Origin of the sequence: Streptomyces sp. rh34 (assembly GCF_002551245.1) — a bacterium.
Classification (GTDB): Bacteria; Actinomycetota; Actinomycetes; order Streptomycetales; family Streptomycetaceae; genus Streptomyces.
This window is the reverse complement of the sequence record NZ_NTGZ01000140.1, coordinates 1-19,818: the sequence shown is the minus strand read 5'-3', so window position 1 is coordinate 19,818 and position 19,818 is coordinate 1. Positions and strand designations below refer to the sequence as shown.

Below are 19,818 nucleotides of genomic sequence, written 5' to 3'. Positions count from 1 at the left end.
GTCCCGCAGCCACAGCCCGTCCCCCTGCCCGGTGAGCGCCACGGCGTCCGGTGGCCGGCCGACCGCCGCGGCGACCTCGCGCACGACGTCGCCGACACCGGCCACGACGTCGTCGAGATCCTGCTCGACCCGTCCGCCCGGCAGCATGTCCAGACGCGAGCGCCGGCTCGCGGAGGCGAGGGCACTGCCGGTCCCGTCGAACGCCACGGCCTTGGTGACCGACGTTCCGATGTCCACACCGATGATGGTGCTCACGCCTGCTGCCTCCTGTACGAGCCGATTCGCGCCGATTCGAGCCGATGGGTTCCCGGGCGACGGGCGACGGGCCACTGCGACGGCGGCGGCCGTCAGGGCCGGCCGGCCGCCAGGACGTCGCTGTTCGCGAGGTGGGACAGCTCCTCCCCGCGCAGGAAGCGGCCGACCTCGGCGGCGGTGATGGCCGCCGCCCGGTGCGCCGTCTGCCGGGTCGCGCCCGCGAGATGGGGTGTGGTGATCACGTTCGGGACGTCGCGCAGCGGCCAGTCGGCGGGGATCGGCTCGGTGTCGTACACGTCGAGGGCGAGAGCCCCAAGACGGCCGCTGCGCAGCAGCTGTGGCAGCGGCGCGTGGTCGAGCAGTCCGCCGCGGGCGGAGTTCACCAGGACCGCGCCGTCCGGCAGCAGCCCGAGGCGGCGGGAGTCGATCAGGTGGTGGGTCTCCTCCGTCAGGCGGGCATGCAGACTCACCACCTGACTACGGATCAGAAGGGTGTCCAGATCGACCAGCTCGACCCCGTCCGCCTCGGCCGCCGCGCGGTCGGCGTACGGATCGGCCGCGAGCACGTGAGCACCGAAGGCGCGCATCACCCGTGCCACGATGCGGCCGATGGCGCCGTATCCCACGAGTCCGACGGTGGCCCCGCCTAGCTCGCCGCCGCTCTCCTCGTACGCGTACAGGTCGCCCCGCCAGATGCCCCGCTTGAGCTCCGCGTCGGCGGCGGCGATCCGGCGCATCGCGGTGAGCGTCAGCCCCACGGCGAACTCCGCGGCGGCCGGGGCGTTGCGGCCGGGGGCGAAGCTGACCCTGACCCCGTGGCGGGTGGCGGCGGCCAGGTCCACATTGACCGGCCCGCCCCGGGAGACGGCGACGAGGCGCAGCGCGGGCGACGCGGCGAAGACCCGCTCGGTGAACGGGGCCATCTGCGTCACGCAGACCGAGGTCCCGGCCAGCGCCTCCACGAGCTCGTCCTCCGTGCCGCTCGCCTCGCGTACTTCCGCGACCGGCCCGAAGGGCTCGTGGGGCCAGGGGAGGGTCAGCTCGGCGAACTCCGGGAGGTCCCGGCCCGTGCGGGACAACTCCTGGCTCACTGCCGCGCGGATCAACGAGGGACGGACGAAGTGGTCGCCTGCGGCGAGGATGCGCATGACGTCGGATTCCTTCTGCGAGGAGAGCCGGTGGGCTGCGTGGCGAGCAGGTCGGAGCGTGATCCGAGCCGCGAGAGGCCGGTCCTGGGCTGTGGAATTTCTGTTAAATTTAACAGCGCTCACGTGAACCGGCAATGCGCCCGGCAGGGGCGGCAAGGGCTTCGACGTCCGCTCCAGCCCCTGCTTCGGATTCGTTCCACCTCCACCTCGACCTCGACCTCGGAAGGGCCTCTCCATGACCACGCGTCTCCTGCTGGTACGCCATGGCGAGACCGAGTGGCACGCGGAGAACCGGTACGCCGGTGTCACCGACGTCGCCCTGACACCCAAGGGCGTGGCCCAGGGAGCCGACCTCGGATCCTGGGCCGCCCGCAGCGGCGGCGTGGACGCGGTCGCCTGCTCCCCGCTCGGCCGCGCCCGCCTGACGGCGGGTCCCGCGGCGGCGGCGCTGGGCCTGGCGGTGGACGTCCGCGAGGGGCTGCGGGAAGTGGACTTCGGATGGGGCGAGGGCAGGACCATCGAGGAGATGGCCGAGGAGGACCCCGAAGCCGTGCGGCGGTTCCGCGAGGACGCCGACTCCGGCGCCTTCCCCGGTTCCGAACCCGTGGTCCTGGCCGCGGCGCGGGCGACCGGCTCCCTGCGCGACCTCGCGCACCGTCACCAGGGGGGAAAGGTGCTCGTCGTCGCTCACAACACCCTGCTGCGCATTGCCCTGTGCGAACTCCTCGGCCTGCCCCTCGGGCGCTACCGGCGGATCTTCCCGCGACTGGACAACGGCGCCGTCACGGAGATCGAGATCCGCGGGACGGAGACGGCGCTGCGCTCGCTCAACGTACCCACCGCCGCTCCCCCCGCCCCCGTGCCCGGCCCGAGCCCTGCGGGAGACTGACCCCCATGACCAAGAGATCCGCCGAAGAACGGCGACGGCTCATCGCCGACCATGTCGTGGAGCAGGGCACGGCCACGGGCGCCGCCCTCGCCCAGCTCACGGGCGTGAGCCTGATGACCGTCCACCGCGACCTCGACGACCTCGCGCGGCAAGGGGTGCTGCGACGCTTCCGCGGCGGCGCGTCCGCCCTGCCGTCCACGGTGTTCGAGTCGAGCCTCGACTACCGGCTGGGCGTCAACACGGCGGAGAAGAACGCCGTCGCGCGCGCCGCCGCCGCGCTGGTGGAGCCCGGAATGTCGGTGATGCTCGACGATTCCACCACGGTCCTGGTCATGGCCGGCCTGCTGGTCGACCTCGCCCCGCTCACCGTCGTCACCAACGCCCGCCGGGTGCTCGACGTCTTCACCGGGTGCGAGGGCATCCGCCTCATCGCCCTGGGCGGCGAGTACTCGCGCACCCATGACTCCTTCCTCGGGATGCCCTGCGTCGAGGCGGTGGAGGCGCTCTCCGTCGACCTCGTCGCGGTCTCCACCTCGGCCCTCGACGCCAGGACGGCCTACCACCAGGAGCAGGACGTGGTGCTGGTCAAACGGGCGATGCTCACGTCGGCGGCGACGAAGGTGATGCTCATGGACCACACCAAGCTCGCCCGGACCGCGCTGCACCGGGTGGGGCCCGTCGGCGACCTGGATCATCTCGTCGTGGACGACGGAGCGGACGCCGAACTGCTCGGCAAACTCCGCGAACGGACCCGGGTGACGGTGGCGGCCGTCGCACCGTGAAGCCGTTCCTCCCGCCAGGAGACCGTTCCTCCTGTCATGATGGAACGCCTGTTAATTTCACACGCACGCGGCCAACGCGATGGATCGCCCACCCGGTCGGTGGACATCTGAGGCCCGTCCCGCCGGGGAAGGACGCTTTCCGCCATGAGCAGTGAATCCCGTCGCACCACGCCCCGTCCCCCGGCCGTGATCGGTATCGACGTGGCGACCGCGTCCGTCCGGGTGGTGTGCGTGGACGGGCAGGGGCGCGTACTCGCCGAGGCGCGGGGCGAACTGCCGCCCCCTGTACGGACCGCCGCGGGGACGAGCGAGCAGGACGCCCGGTCATGGTGGCCCGCCGTACGGTCGGCGCTGCGGCGCACCACCGGCGCGCTGCCACAGGGCGGCCGCGAGGTGATCGCGGTGGCCGTGTCCGCCACGTCAGGGACCATCGTGCCCACCGGGGCCGACAGCCTCCCGCTCGGCCCGGCCCTGATGTACGACGACCGGCGGGCCGCCGACGTCAACGCCGAGGCCCAGCGGGCGGGCAGCGCCCGGTGGGACGCGCTCGGCCTGTCCGTGGGGCCCACCGCGGCGCTGGGCCGAGCGGTCTGGTGCCTGCGGACGTACGGCTCCGACCTGCGCCATGTCCTGCACACACCCGAAGTCATCGGGCGCGAGCTGACGGGCCATCCCGTCGCCACGGACTGGAGTCACGCGCTCAAGTCCGGCTACGACGCCCGTGCTTCGGAATGGGCGCACGAGGTCTTCGACGCCCTCGACTTTCCCCTCGCGCTGCTCCCCTCCGTAAGCGCCCCCGCCACGGAGGCCGGAGTCGTCGGCCCGGAGGCGGCCGAGGCCACGGGCCTGCCCGAAGGGTGCTCCGTACGCCTCGGGATGACGGACGGCTGCGCGGGCCAGATCGCCACGGGGGCGGTCGAGCCGGGGCGTTTCGTGGGCGTGCTCGGCACCACGTACGTCCTCAAGGGGGTCACCGCGGACCTGGTCCGCGATGCGACCGGGGCGTTCTACAGTCACCGGCACCCCGACGGCTGGTGGCTCCCCGGCGGAGCGTCCAACACCGGAGGGGAGTGCCTGGCCGACGTCGCCCGGGCCCGCCTGCCCGCGCTGGACGCCGCCGCGGCGGCCCGGGGTCCCGCTTCGTACGTGCGCTACCCGTTGCGCCGCGAAGGCGAACGGTTCCCCTTCGTCTCCGGTGCGGCGCGCGGATTCGAGCTGGGCCGCCCACGCGACGAGGCGGACGCCCACCGGGCCGCACTCGAAGGAGTCGCCTTCGTCGAACGGCTGGCCCTGGACCGGGTCCAGCGACTCGGCGTTCCGGTGCTCGGCCCCCTGCACGCGGCAGGCGGGGGCAGCCGCAGCGTCGTGTGGACGACGATCCGGGCCACCGTCCTGGACCGCCCGGTCCGGGTCGTCGAGCGCGCGGAGACGGCCTTCGGCGCCGCACTCCTCGCCGCGACCGGCACCCTCCACGAGGACCTCGCGGCGAGCGCCGCCGCCATGGTGCGCCGCGGCGCCCTTGTCGAGCCGGCGCCGGAGGAACGCCCCGCCCTGGACGACGCCCACGGCCGCTTCGTCGCGGCGCTGCGCGAGCGGGGCTGGCTCCCCGACGGCTGAGGCGTCGTGCCCCAGCTCTGTCCCGTCATCCACGCGACCGGCGACGGGCTCGTCGCATGCCACAGCGTCGATGACCTGATCCGCTGGACCCTTCGCGGCGCCATCAGCGCGCTGAGAAGGGGGTTGTTCGAACGGGACCGTGACTGATGGCGCTTCGATGCGAGAAGAGACTCGGGAAAACCGCTGCCGCAAGCACCTTGCCATGCTGGCCGGACCCCTCTACTTTCACTGTAGAAAGCGCTTGCTGCCCGCCGCTTCCCGTAGGGAGCCCGGGACGCCGGAGTGCTGCCGTACACACCCTGGTGGATCGAGCCGCTTCCGCGCGGCAACGTGCGGGAGCGCTCCCACATGTCATGAGCACGTCATGTGATGCGTGCTCTGTCCCTCCGCACCAACCAACCGAAGACGCATGGGAGACGAACATGGGACGACCAGTCGCACGGCGGCTGCAGGCCGCCGTGGCAACCCTGGCCCTCGCGGCCGCGACCGGAGCAGTGCTGTCGGCGCCCGAGGCGGTGGCGGCAACCGGGAGCGCCACCGGCTACGCGACGCAGAACGGCGGGACCACCGGCGGGGCAGGCGGGCAGACCGTCCGCGCCACCACAGGGACCCAGATCCACGAGGCGCTGTGCGGCCGGGCCGACAGCAGCACCCCGATCGTGATCGAGGTCGAAGGCACCATCAACCACGGCAACACCACCAAGGTGTCCGGCAGCAGCTGCAACACCGCCGCGGGCGTGATCGAGCTCAAGCAAATCAGCAACGTCACGATCGTCGGCGTCGGCAACGGGGCCGTCTTCGACCAGCTGGGCATCCATCTGCGCGAGGCCAGCAACATCATCATCCAGAACGTGACCGTCCGGAACGTCAAGAAATCAGGCTCGCCCACGTCCAACGGCGGTGACGCCATCGGCATGGAGTCCGGCGTCCGCAACGTCTGGGTCGATCACACGACCCTGGAGGCGTCGGGCGGGGAGTCGGAGGGGTACGACGGCCTCTTCGACATGAAGGCCAACACGCAGTACGTGACCCTCTCGTACAGCATCCTGCGCAACTCCGGCCGCGGCGGCCTCGTGGGGTCCAGCGAGAGCGACCTCTCCAACGGCTTCATCACCTACCACCACAACCTGTACGAGAACATCGACTCCCGTGCGCCCCTGCTGCGAGGCGGCATCGCCCACATCTACAACAACCACTACGTGAAGCTCAACGAGTCCGGTATCAACTCCCGGGCCGGGGCCCGCGCCAAGGTGGAGAACAACCACTTCGAGGACTCCAAGGACGTCCTCGGCACCTTCTACACCGACGAGGCCGGCTACTGGCAGGTCAGCGGTAACACCCTCGACAACGTCACCTGGTCCAGCCCCGGCGGCACGACCAGGCCGGCTGGCCCCGACATGAAGTCCACCACTACGGTGAACATCCCCTACACCTACCGTGCCGACGCGGCCAGTTGCGTGCCGGACGTCGTGAGCCGCACTGCGGGTGCGGGCAAGGGCGTGAAGGTCTCCGACGGCAACTGCTCACCGCAGACGCCCACTCCGACGCCCACCGACCCGACGCCGGGGCCGACGGACCCGACTCCCGGGCCGACCGACCCCACCCCGCCCACCGGGACCAACCTCAGCATCGGAGCCGGCTCCGACGGATCCAGCAAGGCCGCCGGAACAAGCTACGGTGATCTGCGCGACGGCGACCTGAGCACCTACTGGTCGCCCGTGGGTCCCACCGGCTCCGCCTCGATCAAGTGGGCTTCCGACACGGCCGTCTCCTCGGTCCGGATCCGTGAGGCGGCGGGCTCCGCGGGCACGATCAAGACGTGGCGGCTCCTCGACGCGGACACCGGCGCCGTCCTGACCTCCGGCACCGGTGCCGGGGGCATCGCCTTCCCCCGCACCTCCCTCCGTAAGATCACCTTCGAGATCACCGGCTCGACCGGCACCCCGAAGATCGCCGAGTTCGAGACCTACGCGGGCTGACCGCGCAGGCCGCGCCCACTGTCCACGGCCCGCACCTCCCACGTGTTCGGGAGGTGCGGGTTCCGGGCGTCCAGCCAGCGGTCCGGGGTGTGGGCACGGGCCTCGGCCGCGCTGAGCTGGGGGCGGTTCGCGGGGACGGTGACGCGGGCGCCCGGGCCGGTGTTGCGGTGCTCGGCGAAGCGCTGGTCCTGCCACGGGAAGCCCGCGGACATGGTGGCGTACGGCGCCCTCGCGTCGATCCCCGGGCCGAGCCGGCTGTCGCGGACGGTCAGCATGGGGTGCGCGGTGAGGTCCGAGGAGGGCACCCAGGGGCGGGCGAGCTTGTAGTGCGCGTCGGGGGCGGTGCTCGTGACCCGGGAGCGCAGGACCAGGAAGCCGTACGGATTGGCTCCGGCGGTGCTCGGCGCGAAGACGTAGCCGTACGGGGCCGAGGACAGGTCGGTGCGGGTGAGCGCGCGGAAGTGGCAGTGGTCGAAGACGGCGGTGGCGCGGCCGAAGACGAAGTCGACGTCTCCCTCCACGTAGCAGTCGCGGTAATACTGGCGGGCGAACGCGGTGACGGCGAGGGAGTCGGCGTACAGGGTGTCCTGGTGGCCGAGGAACCGGCAGCCGTGGAAAGCCGACCGGTCCCCCTGGACCTTGATGGCGACGGCCTGCGTGCCGGTGTACTCGGGGTTGTCGGAGCGCAGCCAGTCGTTGGCGAAGGTCAGGTCGCGGGCGGTGAACCCGGCCGCCCGGACGGTGAAGGAGGCCGATCCGCTGGTGCCCAGGGTTCCGGAGCCGTCGGGCCTGGGCGTGCCCGCCGCGTTGTCGTACACGAGCACGGTGTCCCGGGCGTCGCCGTTCGCACCGATCAGGGTGAGCCCTTCGTGGGCGGGGCCGATGAGCACCGTCGCGCGGTACACACCGGGGGCGATCACGAGCGTGCGTCCGGTGCCGGTCGCCGTGTCGACGGCGGACTGTACGTCGGTGTGGTCGCCGCGGCCGTGCGCGTCGACGTACAGCGTGCGCGGGTCCAGACGCCGGGCGGGTGAGCCGTAGCGCCCGAAGGGGCGGGGGTTCGCGGCCCCGGCGTGGGCGGCGGTCGTGCCGAGGGAGAGGGCGGCACCGGTTCCGGCGAGCAGGGAGAGGGCAGTACGCCTGCTGGGCAGGGAAGGTCCACTGGGCATGACGGGGCTCCTCGGGGTGGGCGGCGAAAGGCCGGAGCGGCGCTCTCCGGGTCGGTGGAAAGCATGCGGTGCCGCTCCGGCCGGTTCAGGGAAAGTCGGATTGAGGGGGAAGCGGGCTTGGCGGCGGCGTGCCCGGGGTGATGAGGTCCGGGGACGGACGCGGCCGGGGTGATGAACCCTGGAGCGGCCGCCTACGTGCGCGTACGGTCGGGGACGGGCTCTCAGCGGCCGGTCACGCTCGCCCTGCCCGCTCCCGCCTTGATCGCCACGAGCACCGGCACGACGAGCGGGTGGTGGACCGCCGTCCGCAGGCGGGGCGTCCAGCCGGCGCCCTCGGTGAGGTGCTCGCCCGGCACACCCGCGTTGTGCACGGCGACCAGGTCGGTCTTCCGGCCGTCGACGTAGTTGTTCCTCGCCGTGAGGGACGACTCCGACCACTTCTTCAGGATCGTCGCCCGGTCCACGTCCCGCGTGAGGGTGAACGCGTTGTGTTCGGCGACCAGTCGGGACTCCGCGCCGATACCGAACGTGTATCCGTAGGCGCTGCCCTTCGTCGCCACGAAGTGGTTGTTGTACGCGTCGACCTGGCCGAACCGCACGCGCGGGGCCCGCTCCTTGACGTCCTTGAAGAGGTTGTGATGGAGCGTGACGCGGAGCTTGCCCCGGTCGGTGGCTCCGGCACCGTCACTGTTGCCGATGAGCATGGTCTTGTCGTGGTCCTTGAGGATGTTCCACGAGACGGTGACCAGGTCAGCGCCGCGCACGATGTCGAAGAGGCCGTCGTGCTGCTGGTAGACCTGGCCGAAGTAGTGGGGCTGGTCCGCGTCGGGGCGGTCGCCGTCGCTGAAGGTGTTGTGGTCGACCCAGACATGGCGGGATCCGTACACGACGAGGTTGTCGTACTCGGAGTTCCAGGCGCCTTCGGCCCCGTCCGTGGGGTCCCACTGGGGGAAGCAGTCGTAGGTGTCCTCGAAGCCGATGCCGCGGATGATGACGTTGGAGACGTCCCGCACCTGGAGCGCGGCCCCGATGACCTTCGGGTTCTTCCCCACCCCGACCAGGGTGGTGTTGGAGGGGACCTTGATCGTGACGGCGGCCGCCTGCAGCTTCGCGGAGGCGGCGCGGGCCTCCTCCAGCGGACCCGAGGGGACCGCGTCCCGGCCCCAGACCTCGGGATCGTAGGCGGCGAGGTACTTCTCCAGCGTGTATCCGCCGGTCCGGTACTGCTCGCAGCCGATCGGCGTGCCGTTGACGTCGGAGTTGCCGTGCACGGTTCCGGAGATCCTGACGATCTTCGGGGCGTCGCCCGCCGCCGCGAAGGCGGCGATGAGTTCGGCCCGGTTGGTCACCGTGTAGACGTGGTCGGGCGTGGCGTTCGCGCCACCCGTGGTGGAGCCCTCGGCGGCGGCCCAACCGTCTCCGGCGGGCAGTACGGCGCGCTCGACGCCGGGGCCGGGGTGGCGCGGGTGCGCGGTGGCCTGGGCCGGAGTGCAGAGAGCGAGGGCCAGGGAGGTGCAGCCCAGGGTCACGGCGATGGCGCGGGTATGACGCTTGCGTGCGGGCATGGCGATTCCTTCTGTGTCGTCGGGAAGAGGAAGAAGAAGGGGAGGAGGAAGAGAGGAGAGGGGGAGTGCCTCAGACCCTCCCGGACCAGGTGATCCACTCCGCCGGGACCCGGTCGTCCAGACGGCGGAGGTCACGCGCGGCGAGCACGTCCTCGCCCAGCAGCGCCCGTGCGGTCAGCCGGGCCACCTCGATGGCGCCCACCGGCCTGAAGTGGGTGTTGTCCTGGGCGCCGTCGGGGTAGTTGGGTGAGTCGCCGGGGTCCAGCCACAGGAAGCAGGCCTCGGTACCGTCCGGCCCCAGCTCCTGCCAGCGGGCGAGGGAGAGCGCCTGGACGTCGACCAGCGGAACGTCCTCCTCGGCGGCCAGGGCGCGCATCGCCGCCGGGTAGGCGCCGAGCGTGGGCCGGGCGGTGCCGTCGGCGGCGAACCGGCGGCGCTCGACCGAGGTGACGAGTACCGGCCGCGCCCGTCGTGCGCGGGCGCCCTTCACGTACTGACGCAGGTACTCCTGATAGGTGGTGTACGGGTCTGTGCCGCGGGCCGGGTCCTCGGTCTTCTGGTCGTTGTGGCCGAACTGGACGAGGACGAGATCGCCGGGTTGTACACCGGCCAGGAGCGCGGTGAGGCGGCCCTCGTCGATGAAGCTCTTCGAACTGCGGCCGTTCACCGCGTGGTTGGCGACCCGGAGCCGATCGGCGAGAAAGAAGGGGAGCGCCATGCCCCAGCCCGTCTCGGGCGCGGCTTCGGCGTGTTTCGCGGCGGCCGTGGAGTCACCGGCGATGTGGAGCGTACGGGGCCGGGGTCCGCCGCCCCTGCCCCCGCCGCCGTGTGCGAGTGCGGGGGTGGCGGTGAGGGCGAGGGCCGGGCCGAGGGGCACGGTGAGCAGTGCGGTTGCGGTCTGTCTGCGGGTGAGTGACACGGAGGGCTGCCTCTCTCGGGGTGCACGCGTGCGCGGGAGAGGGACCGGCGGCGGAGCGTGACCCGGACCGCCGCCGGTCCACCTCGTCGGAGCCGGAACGGAGGGGGCGGCCGGATCAGCCGTTGCCGATCTCCTTCCACTCCTTGTTGGCGGCGTTCAGCTCCTCGGCCATCTCGTCCAGGAACGCCTTGGCCGTGATCTTGCCGAGCAGCAGCTTCTGGAACTCCGGCTCGTTGTCCGCCTTGCTGATGTTGTTCCAGTCCGGCAGGTAGTACGGCAGGTCGACGATCTTCGTGGAGCCGTCGGTCAGGGTTTTCGCGGCCAGCGCGGTCGACTCGGTCTCGTTGATCCACGAGTCCTTCGCCGCTTCGGTGTTGGCCGGGATGGCGCCCGCCGACTCGTTCCATGTGCTGTTGGACTCGTGGGAGGCCGCGAACTCGATGAACTTCCACGCCGCGGTCTTGTTCTGGCTCGACCGGAAGAGGCCGAGGCCGTCGACGGGGTTGGAGACCTGTACCCGGGTGCCGCCGTCCCCGATGGGCGCGGGGATGCCCGCGAACTTGTCCTCGCCGAGGGCCTTGAGGTGGTCCTGGTAGGAGCCGAGGTTGTGGCTCAGCATGCCGATCGTGCCGGTGTCCCACTGGGCCACCATCTTGGTGAAGTCATTGTTGACGTCGGCGGCGGGCGTGGTCTTCTTGAAGAGCCCGGCGTACTTCTCCAGAGCGGCGACGTTCTTCGGGTCGTTGAGCGTCGTCCGGTCGCCGTCCCAGAACTCGGTGATGCCGGACTGGCCGTAGACGGCGTCCAGCGCCTGCGCGATGGAGCCGGCGCCGCCGCGGATCGTGTAACCGAACTTGTTGTTCTTCGCGTCGGTCAGCTTCTCGGCCGCCGTGTAGAAATTCGCCCAGGTGTCGGGGGCCTTCAGACCGGCTTGCTCGAACAGGTCGGTGCGGTACCAGAGCACGCCGTTGTTCGCGGAGGTCGGTACGGAGTAGATGTCGTCGCCCCGGCCGGCCGCCGCGCGGACGCTCTCGACCATGGACTCGACCAGTTTGCCTTTCAGCGCGGACTTCTCCAGCCGGTCGTTGACCGGCTCCAGGGCTTCCTGGGAGACCATGTTGGCCAGGTAGGCCGTGCCGACACCGCCGACGTCGGGCAGCCCGCCGCCCGCGATCGCGGTGTCGTACTTGGACTGGACATCGGCGATCGGGATCGGGACGTACTTGACCTCGATGTCCGGGTGCTGCTTCTCGAAGTCCTTGATGATCTCGGTCCAGACAGCGGTACGGGGGCCGCCGTTGTTGTCCCAGAAGGTGATCTCGCCCTTTCCGCTGCCCTCCGTGCCGGAGCCGCTGCCGTCGTCGCCGCACGCGGTGGCCGTCAGCGCGAGCACCGCCGCGATGGAGACCGCGGCCGCGGTACGTCCCCGCTGTGTCTTCGAAAGGGTCATCATCGGCTCTTCTCTGTCTGGTGATGTGGGTGTGATGGATCCGTACACGTGCACGTCTGCGGGAGGTTGGGGCCGGTGGCGCGGAATGCGGTGAAGCGCGCCGTTCCGGCGGGGCCCGTCCCGGCCGGGGCGGTGGCGAAGAGCCCGAGGAGGGCCCCGACCCAGCGCCAAGGTGTGGCGGCGAAGACCTGGCCCGAGGGCCGGAATCCGTCGCCGGTGTCGGCGGAGAAGCGACAGCGGGCACCTGCCGTCACCTCGACGCGCAGCCGGGCCCGTCCGTCGGGGGAAGCGCGGGGCCCGGCCGCGTCCCGTTCGTGGGCGGCGACGCCCTCGGCGAAGCGGTGGACGAGCCGCGGCATCCCGTCCGCGGCGACCGCGAGGCCGATCCAGCTGAAGGCGTCCCCCATGACGGCGAGTCCGGCCTTGGCGCCCGGTTCGCCGCTGTCCAGCGCGAGGCCCACGTCGACGGTGAACGCTTCGGCCGGCAGCCGCTGGACCAGGACGCCTGGCAGCAGCCGCAGGTCGTGCTCGTACCCGGTCCGTACGCAGGTGAGCCACAGCCCGTCCCCGGCGTGCCGGGTGGTCCAGCCGGGGCGCGGGTTGGCCGTCCACTGCCACTGGGCGCCGGGGCGGCCGCCGGGGAAGCCGTCGTCGACGGCGGGCGCCGCCACTGGCTGAGCGGGGGCGACGGGTTTGGTGTGCCGGGGCACGGGTTCGCCCTCGTCGCCGATGACGGGCCAGCCCTCGGCGTCCCAGCGCATCGGCTGGAGATGGACGACCCGCCCGTACGCTCCCCGGGCCTGGAAGTGGAGGAACCAGTCCTCGCCCGCGGAGGTGTGCACCCAGCCGCCCTGATGGGGGCCGTTGACGTCGGTGCGGCCCTGGGCGAGGACGACGCGTTCTTCGTACGGGCCGAAGAAGTCCCGGGAACGGAACGCGCCCTGCCAGCCGGTCTCGACACCACCGGCCGGCGCGAAGATCCAGAAGTAGCCGTCGCGCCGGTAGAGCTTGGGCCCTTCGAGGGTGAACCAGCCCGGTATCCGGTCGGCGTCCACCAACGTCGATCCGCCGTCGAGGAGCTCGCGGCCGTCGGGGCTCATCCGGTGGCCGGTGAGACGGTTCTTGACGCCGGAACGGGACTTGGCCCACGCGTGGACGAGATAGGCCTCGCCGGTCTCCTCGTCCCACAGCGGGCAGGCGTCGATGAGCCCCTTGCCGGCCTTGAGCAGATGCGGGGCGCTCCAAGGTCCCTCGGCGCGGGCCGCGTTGATCTGCTGGATACCGTGGTCGGGGTCGCCCCAGAAGATCCAGAAGCGTCCGCCGTGGTGGCGCAGCGACGGTGCCCAGATCCCGCGGTCGTGGCGGGGAGCGGCGAAGTCGGCGGTGGGTTCGAGACGGTCCAGAGCGTGCCCGACGGCGGTCCAGTTGACCAGGTCGCGGGAGTGCAGGAGCGGCAGCCCGGGGGACCGGCCGAAGCTGGACGCGGTGAGGTAGTAGTCGCCGCCGACGCGGACGACGTCGGGGTCGGACCAGTCGGCGTTGAGGACCGGGTTGCGGTACGTCCCGTCACCGAGGTCGGAGGTCCAGGGCCGGCTCACCGGGCCACCGCCTCGCGCGCGTACCGGGCGGCGGTCTCCCGGTCCGGCCTGCCGTCCACGACGACGGTGATGATCCGGCGCACGACCGAGGACCCGGCGGGTACGGGCAGCCGCTCGTGCGCCGCGAGGCTGGAGCCGACGCCCGGGTACGCGGAGGTCCTCACGAACCACGGGTCGCGTCGGGTCTCCTCGGTCGCTCCCACGAACACGAGCGTCCAGCCGTCCCCGGAGAGCGCCAGCCAGTCGGCGGTGCGGCCGTGGACCTCGCTCTCGCCCTCGTGCGTGGCGCTGAACACGGTGGGCGGTGCGGCCTCCTTGGGGGCGCGCCAGAAGAAGCCGCCGTACCCGGCGCCCGGGCGGCCGTTGGTCGCGGGGCTGCCGATGGAGAGGTCGGTGTCCCCGGGGTTGGTGAGTACGAAGGCGAGGTCCAGCTCCCAGGTGGTGCGGGAGGTCCGGGTGGCCGACAGGGTGCGGTGCTCGCGCAGGAGCTCGACGCCGGCGGCTTCCCAGCCGAGCTCCTGGGTGAAGCCGTTCGGGCTGCGCTGCGGCCGGGCCAGGTGGCGCTGGACGCCGTGGTTGTCGAGCGCGGTGGGCCCCTGGCCCCGTACGAAGGTGCGCCCGCCCCAGAAGTTGTACCCGGCCACGTCGGGGACGGCGACGGAGACGCCCAGGTGGTGGACGTGGTCGGCGGGCCGCTCCTCGGTGACAGTGATCCCGCCGAGCGTGGTGACGGGATGGAGGCGGGGGCGGCCGTCCGCCCCCGGCGCGTAGCCGTAGTGGGCGACGGTGTCGGCGCCGCAGGCAAGGGTGGCCGGGAGGTCGGGGAACGGGTCCGTGGCGTGGTGCCTCATGAGGTGGCCGCCTCGCCGACCCGGGCCCAGGAGGCGCCGAGTTCGGAGAAGAGGCTGAGGGACTCGGCCCCGGCGGCGACCAGGGAGTCGATGCCGGGCACGACCCGCCTCGCCCCGCCGTCCGGCCCGCCGTCCGGCCCGCCGTACCGGGTCTCCCAGGCGCCGTCGGGCAGCGGGGCGGGCTCGGGGGCGTTGCGCACGGCCTCGACGACGCGCATGAACGCCCCCGTGGACGCGGGCGGCACCAGCAGAGGTGTGCCGTGCTCCAGGTGGTCGAGGAGGTTCTCCAGGAGGTCGGTCCGCCCGTGGACGGTCTCCTCGGGACCCCGTCCGGCGCGCTGCACCAGGACGCGGTCCTGTTTGTACCAGAAGGTGATCCGGCCCTTCTCGCCGTGCACGATGACGTACGGCTCCCCGGGGCGTTCGGCGCACAGGGTGACGGCGACGGTGACGCGCGGCCCGCCGGCGGTGGTGACGCGGACGCTGCTGGTGTCGTCAGCCTCGATGGCGTGCGCCCGGAACAGTTCCGTCTCGATGGAGACGACCTCCTCGGACCGGCCACGGCAGGCCAGTTCGAGTGCGGTCGCCACGGCGTGCGCCAGGGGATTGGTGAGGACGCCGTCGACCACGTCAGTGGTGCCGATCCTGCGCCGCCCGGCCCAGGGCGCCCGCCGGAAGTAGGCGTCGTCCCGGGCCCACGCGCCGGCGGCCCCGAAGCCGGTGACGGTCCCGATGGCTCCGGTGGACATCAGCTCGCGGATGGCGGGCAGGGCGTGCGACCCGAAGGACTGGAAACCCACCTGGCAGGCGATGCCGGCACGTGCGACTCCTTCGGCCATCCGCGCGTAGTCGGCCCAGCCGGCCGCGGGCGGCTTCTCCAGCAGCAGATGGACGCCCCTGGCGGCGGCGGTGAGGGCCAGCTCCGTGTGGGTCTGGATCGGGGTGCAGATGATGGCCGCCCGTGCTCCGGTGACGTCCAGGAGCGCCCCGAAGTCGTCGGACTGCTCGGGCGGCTCGTCGGCGCCGAACCCGGAGGCGGCGAGCTCACCGGCGGACAGCGGCTCCAGCTCGCAGATGCCGGCCAGCCTCACCCGGCCCTGGTGTTGAAGGCGACGCACATTGGCGAGATGCCACCGGCCGTGGCCCCGGGCGCCGGCCAGGACGACGGGCACGGGGGCGGCGGGGGCGGTCGGGACGACGGGCACGGAGGGGGCCGGGTTCGCGGAGGCGGTCACTTTCCTCATCCCTTCACCGCGCCGGCGCTGAAGCCCGTGATGAGCCACTTCTGGATGAAGGCGAAGACGATCACCACGGGGACGGCCGCGATGACACCGCCCGCGGCGAGCGCGCCCAGGTCGACGCTGTCCGCGCCGATCAGCGTGTTGAGGCCGACCGGGATCGTCTGTTTGTCCTGCTCGCTCAGGAACATCAGGGCGAAGAGGAAGTGGTTCCAGCTGTGCACGAACGCGAAGGAGCCGACGGCGATCAGCCCGGGGCGCAGGAGCGGCAGGACGACGGTGCGGAAGGCGGTGAAGCGTGAGCAGCCGTCGACCCAGGCGGCCTCCTCCAGGGACACCGGGACGTTCTTGATGAAGCCGCTGATCAGGATGATCGACAGCGGGAGCTGGAACACCGTCTCCGCGATGACGACACTGCCCAGCGAATTGATCATCTGGAGGTTCCGGAAGATCTCGAAGAGCGGCACGAGCATCAGGGCGCCCGGGATGAACTGGGAACAGAGCAACGCGAGCATGAACGCGCCCTTGATTCTGAAGTCGAACCGGGCCAGCGCGTAGCCTCCGGCCAGGGCGACCAGGGTCGTGGCGACGAGCGTCGCGACACCGACGATCATGCTGTTCTGGAAGAAGACGGCGAAGCTCCGCTCGTTCCAGACCTTGGAGAAGTGCGCTCCGGTCATCGGCCACGGCACCAGCGACGTGGAACCGGCGGGCCGTACGGCGAAGAGCAGCATCCAGTAGAACGGGATGAGCGTGAAGAGCAGGTAGAGGCCGAGCGGCAGGTAGATCTGCCAGCGCGGTACGTCGTCGAAGGCGCGCTCCCGAACGGGACGGCGGCGCGGGGAGGACGGCGGGGAGCCGGGAGCGGAGGACCGCCGAGCGGACCCGTGTCTCTCGGCGAGCAGGGCGGTCACGTGCGGTCGCCTCCGAACTTGCTCAGGCGCAGATAGACGATCGAACAGAAGAGGAGGATCACGAAGGCGACGGTGGTGAGCGCGGAGGCGTACCCGAAGTCGTGGCCCTCGATACCGGTGTTCGCCACGTACAGCGGCAGAGTGGTGGTCTCACCGGCGGGCCCGCCGCCGGTGAGGGTGTAGAGCAGGTCGACGTTGTTGAACTCCCAGACACCGCGCAGCAGGGTGGCGAGGATGATCGCGTCCCGCAGGTGGGGCAGCGTGATGTGGAAGAACTGCCGCAGCCGGCCCGCGCCGTCGACCGACGCCGCCTCGTACAACTCCTTCGAGACGGACTGGAGGTCGGCGAGGATGAGAATCGCGAAGAAGGGGACCCCGCGCCAGAGTTCGGTGACGGTGGCCGCCCAGAAGACGGTTCCGGTGTCCGAGAGCACCGACGTGCCGTACTTACCGATCCCGGCGTCCGCGAGGTAGCGGCTGAAGCCGGTCGAGGAGTTGTAGAGCAGGATCCAGATCGTGCTGGTCAGCACACCGGAGACGGCCCAGGGCGAGAAGACCATGGCCCGGGATATGCCGCGCCCGACGAAGGTCTGGTTGACGATCAGGGCGAGCGCCAGGCCGAGGAGAAGCTGCAGCGTGACCTGGGTGAAGACCCACTGGGCGCTGAACCCGAGCGTCGGCCAGAACTGGTCGTCCTCGGTGAAGATGCGCGTGAAGTTGTCGAGCCCGGCGAAGCCGTTCCGCCACGGCTTGGTCACGTTGTAGTTCTGCAGGCTGTAGTAGAAGACGCTGAGCACCGGGTAGGCGATGAATCCCAGCATCAGCAGGCCCGCGGGCGCGATCAGCAGATACGGCAGGCGGCGGGGGCTCGTCCGGCGGCGCCGGGACTCTTTGGGCGGCGGTGTGGCCACGGCTGCGGTTGGGGCCATGACGCGTCTCCGATCTCTGGGAGGTGCTGGATGCGCTGGACGTTCGGGCCTGTCGGCCGCTGGTGGTGAAAGCGCTTGCTAGCAGGGGCTGGAGCGGCCCGGGGGAGCGAGGTGCACAAGGGTGCCCTCCGGCTCCACCCGCGTACCGTCACGGGGCCCCGCGTACGGTCACGGCGCCGCGCGTACGGTCAGCGGCCCCGGTTCATCCCGCGTACGGGTCGGGCACCTCTCCCTCCCGGGCCAGGAACGCGAAGTCGCATCCGGTGTCGGCCTGGGTGATCTGGTCCTGGTACAGCGCCCCGTAGCCACGTCCGTAGCGGACGGGCGGCGGGGACCAGGCGGCCCTGCGCCGATGGAGTTCCTCGTCGTCGACGTCGAGCCGCAGGAGCCGGGCCTCGACGTCCAGGGTGATGAGGTCGCCGGTGCGGACCAGGGCGAGCGGGCCGCCGACGAAGGACTCGGGCGCGATGTGCAGGACGCACGCTCCGTAACTGGTGCCGCTCATCCGCGCGTCGGAGATCCGCACCATGTCCCGCACACCTTGCTTCAGCAGGTAGTCCGGGATCGGCAGCATGCCGTACTCGGGCATGCCGGGGCCGCCCTGGGGCCCGGCGTTGCGCAACACGAGCACGTGGTCCGCGGTGAGGGCGAGGGCCGGGTCGTTGATCGTGCGCTGGAGCTCCCGGTAGTCGTCGAAGACGACGGCGGGCCCGGTGTGGCGCAGCAGGCGCGGCTCGGCGGCGATGTGCTTGATGACGGCCCCGTCGGGACAGAGGTTGCCGCGCAGCACCGCGACCCCGCCTTCCCCGGCCAGCGGGTCGGAGCGCTCGCGGATGACGTCGCTGTTGTGGACGGGGGCCCCGTCGAGCTGTTCGCGCAGGGTGGCGTGCGCGACCGTGGGCCGGTCCAGATGCAGTACGTCGGTGAGCCGCCCCAGGAAGCCGGGCAGGCCGCCGGCGAAGTGGAAGTCCTCCATCAAGTACCGTCCGCCGGGACGGAGGTCGGCGAGGACGGGCACCGTACGGGCGATCCGGTCGAAGTCGTCCAGCGTGAGTTTCACGCCTGACCGGCCGGCCATGGCGATCAGATGGATCACGGCATTGGTGGAGCCGCCGAGCGCGAGAACCGTGGCGACGGCGTCCTCGTACGCCTCCGGCGTCAGAATCTGTGACAACGTCACCTGCCGCATGACGAGTTCGACGATCCGCAGCCCCGAAGCCGCGGCCATCCGCTCGTGCCCGGAGTCGACGGCCGGTATGGACGAGGCGCCCGGCAGGGTGACGCCCAGCACCTCGGCGGCGGCCGTCAGGGTGGAGGCGGTGCCCATCGTCATGCAGTGCCCGGGGGAGCGGGCCAGGCCGTTCTCCAGCTCGGCCATCTCGCAGTCGCCGATGATCCCGGCCCGCCGCTCGTCCCAGTACCTCCACATGTCCGTGCCGGAGCCGAGGACCTCGTTGCGCCAGTGTCCGGGCAGCATCGGCCCGGCGGGCACGAAGACGGTCGGCAAATCCACGGAGGCGGCGCCCATCAGCAGCGCGGGCGTCGACTTGTCGCAGCCGCCCAGCAGCACGGCCCCGTCGACGGGATAGGAGCGCAGCAGCTCCTCGGTCTCCATCGCCAGCAGGTTGCGGTAGAGCATCGGGGTCGGCTTCTGGAAGGTCTCCGAGAGGGTGGAGACCGGGAATTCCAGCGGGAACCCGCCCGCCTGCCAGACCCCCCGCTTGACCGCCTGCGCCCGGTCCCGCAGATGGGTGTGGCACGGGTTGATGTCGGACCAGGTGTTGAGTACCGCGACGACCGGCTTGCCGAGGTGCTCCTCGGGGAGGTACCCGAGCTGACGGGTGCGGGCCCGGTGGCTGAAGGACCGCAGCCCGTCGGCGCCGAACCACCGGTGGCTGCGCAGGTCCTCGGGCGCGATACGGGCGGCTCCCGGGCCCCGGGTGGACGCGTCGGTCACAGCGACCACCCGGCTATCAGTCCGGCCACCTCGGCGCGCCGGGCCTCGGGCAGCACCCGGCTCGGAGCGCGTACGTCGCGGCGGCAGAGTCCCAGCGCGGACAGGGCCTCCTTCACGACGGTGACGTTGTCGGCGGACTGCTCCTCCGCGCGGAGCTCCTCGAAGCGGCGGATGCGCTCCCAGACCTTCATCGCCGCCACGTAGTCGCCGGCGCGCAACGCCTCCAGCATGTCGAGCGAGACGGCCGGGGCGACGTTGACCAGCCCGGAGGTGAAGCCGGTGGCGCCGGTGGCGAAGTAGGAAGGGGCGTACAGCTCCGCGAGCCCGGCGATCCAGACGAACCGCTCCAGACCCGCGTCCCGGGCGAAGGCGCCGAAGCGGGCCGCGTCGGGGACCGCGTATTTCACGCCGACGACGTTGGGGCAGGCGTCGGCGAGTTCGGCGAGCCGCTCGCCGGCCAGCCGCGGGCTGCGGATGTAGGGGACGACGCCGAGCTGCGGCACGGCCTCGGCGATCGACCGGTGGTAGTCGACCCATCCTTCCTGCGCGATGTAGGGG

General features: G+C 71.6%; 17 protein-coding genes. 4 read left to right on the top strand and 13 right to left on the bottom strand.

Annotated features, from left to right (window positions below; translation table 11 throughout):
* On the bottom strand, positions 1-255 hold a 255-nt coding region (locus tag CR470_RS23515; protein ID WP_257138892.1), incomplete at its 3' end, for an FGGY family carbohydrate kinase.
* A 92-nt stretch (positions 256-347) separates the two neighbouring features.
* The gene (locus tag CR470_RS23510) at positions 348-1,403 is read right to left on the bottom strand and encodes a 2-hydroxyacid dehydrogenase (RefSeq protein ID WP_097869535.1); all 1,056 of its coding nucleotides are present in this window, start codon (positions 1,401-1,403) and stop codon (positions 348-350) included.
* A gap of 235 nt (positions 1,404-1,638) precedes the next feature.
* Here CR470_RS23510 and CR470_RS23505 point away from each other — a divergent pair, with 235 nt between their 5' ends.
* The 4 genes from CR470_RS23505 to CR470_RS23490 all read left to right on the top strand — a co-directional run bounded on the left by CR470_RS23505 (position 1,639) and on the right by CR470_RS23490 (position 6,670).
* On the top strand, positions 1,639-2,292 hold the full coding sequence (locus CR470_RS23505) for a histidine phosphatase family protein (RefSeq protein ID WP_097869534.1): 654 nt from the start codon (positions 1,639-1,641) through the stop codon (positions 2,290-2,292).
* A 5-nt stretch (positions 2,293-2,297) separates the two neighbouring features.
* Positions 2,298-3,074 (top strand): DeoR/GlpR family DNA-binding transcription regulator, encoded by a 777-nt coding sequence (locus CR470_RS23500; protein ID WP_097869533.1) that lies wholly within the window; start codon positions 2,298-2,300, stop codon positions 3,072-3,074.
* 144 nt (positions 3,075-3,218) lie between these two features.
* Positions 3,219-4,691, top strand: a complete 1,473-nt coding sequence (locus tag CR470_RS23495; RefSeq protein ID WP_097869532.1) for an FGGY-family carbohydrate kinase — start codon at positions 3,219-3,221, stop codon at positions 4,689-4,691.
* A 422-nt stretch (positions 4,692-5,113) separates the two neighbouring features.
* Complete coding sequence (locus CR470_RS23490) at positions 5,114-6,670, top strand: pectate lyase family protein (RefSeq protein ID WP_097869531.1); 1,557 nt, start codon at positions 5,114-5,116, stop codon at positions 6,668-6,670.
* Here CR470_RS23490 and CR470_RS23485 read toward each other — a convergent pair.
* From CR470_RS23485 to CR470_RS23435, 11 genes are all read right to left on the bottom strand, one after another.
* A complete protein-coding gene (locus CR470_RS23485) occupies positions 6,658-7,821 on the bottom strand; it encodes a pectinesterase family protein (protein WP_257138893.1) in 1,164 nt (387 codons plus the stop codon). The genes CR470_RS23490 and CR470_RS23485 overlap by 13 nt on opposite strands.
* Positions 7,822-8,060: 239 nt before the next feature.
* Positions 8,061-9,404 carry a pectate lyase family protein gene (locus tag CR470_RS23480; RefSeq protein ID WP_097869529.1) on the bottom strand — a complete coding sequence of 448 codons (1,344 nt, stop codon included), beginning with the start codon at positions 9,402-9,404 and terminating at the stop codon, positions 8,061-8,063.
* A gap of 70 nt (positions 9,405-9,474) precedes the next feature.
* Entirely contained in the window at positions 9,475-10,323 is an 849-nt protein-coding gene (locus CR470_RS23475; protein ID WP_097869528.1) for a rhamnogalacturonan acetylesterase, read from the bottom strand.
* A gap of 115 nt (positions 10,324-10,438) precedes the next feature.
* Positions 10,439-11,773 (bottom strand): ABC transporter substrate-binding protein, encoded by a 1,335-nt coding sequence (locus CR470_RS23470; RefSeq protein ID WP_097869527.1) that lies wholly within the window; start codon positions 11,771-11,773, stop codon positions 10,439-10,441.
* Positions 11,773-13,371 (bottom strand): glycoside hydrolase family 43 protein, encoded by a 1,599-nt coding sequence (locus tag CR470_RS23465; RefSeq protein ID WP_097869526.1) that lies wholly within the window; start codon positions 13,369-13,371, stop codon positions 11,773-11,775. Before CR470_RS23465 ends, CR470_RS23470 begins: the two co-directional genes overlap by 1 nt.
* The gene (locus CR470_RS23460; RefSeq protein ID WP_097869525.1) at positions 13,368-14,222 is read right to left on the bottom strand and encodes a PmoA family protein; all 855 of its coding nucleotides are present in this window, start codon (positions 14,220-14,222) and stop codon (positions 13,368-13,370) included. Before CR470_RS23460 ends, CR470_RS23465 begins: the two co-directional genes overlap by 4 nt.
* On the bottom strand, positions 14,219-15,466 hold the full coding sequence (locus tag CR470_RS23455) for a Gfo/Idh/MocA family protein (RefSeq protein WP_097869524.1): 1,248 nt from the start codon (positions 15,464-15,466) through the stop codon (positions 14,219-14,221). The genes CR470_RS23460 and CR470_RS23455 overlap by 4 nt, the downstream gene beginning before the upstream one ends.
* A complete protein-coding gene (locus tag CR470_RS23450; RefSeq protein ID WP_097869523.1) occupies positions 15,463-16,374 on the bottom strand; it encodes a carbohydrate ABC transporter permease in 912 nt (303 codons plus the stop codon). Before CR470_RS23450 ends, CR470_RS23455 begins: the two co-directional genes overlap by 4 nt.
* Positions 16,371-17,303, bottom strand: coding sequence for a carbohydrate ABC transporter permease (locus tag CR470_RS23445; protein WP_097869522.1), 933 nt, complete (start codon positions 17,301-17,303; stop codon positions 16,371-16,373). The genes CR470_RS23450 and CR470_RS23445 overlap by 4 nt, the downstream gene beginning before the upstream one ends.
* Positions 17,304-17,505: 202 nt before the next feature.
* Positions 17,506-19,260: an L-arabinonate dehydratase gene (gene araD / locus CR470_RS23440; RefSeq protein WP_097869536.1), complete on the bottom strand. Its 1,755-nt coding sequence runs from the start codon at positions 19,258-19,260 to the stop codon at positions 17,506-17,508.
* Positions 19,257-19,818, bottom strand: a 562-nt coding sequence (locus CR470_RS23435) for a dihydrodipicolinate synthase family protein (protein ID WP_143663860.1), incomplete at its 5' end; no start/stop codon positions are given. The genes CR470_RS23435 and araD, both read right to left, overlap by 4 nt.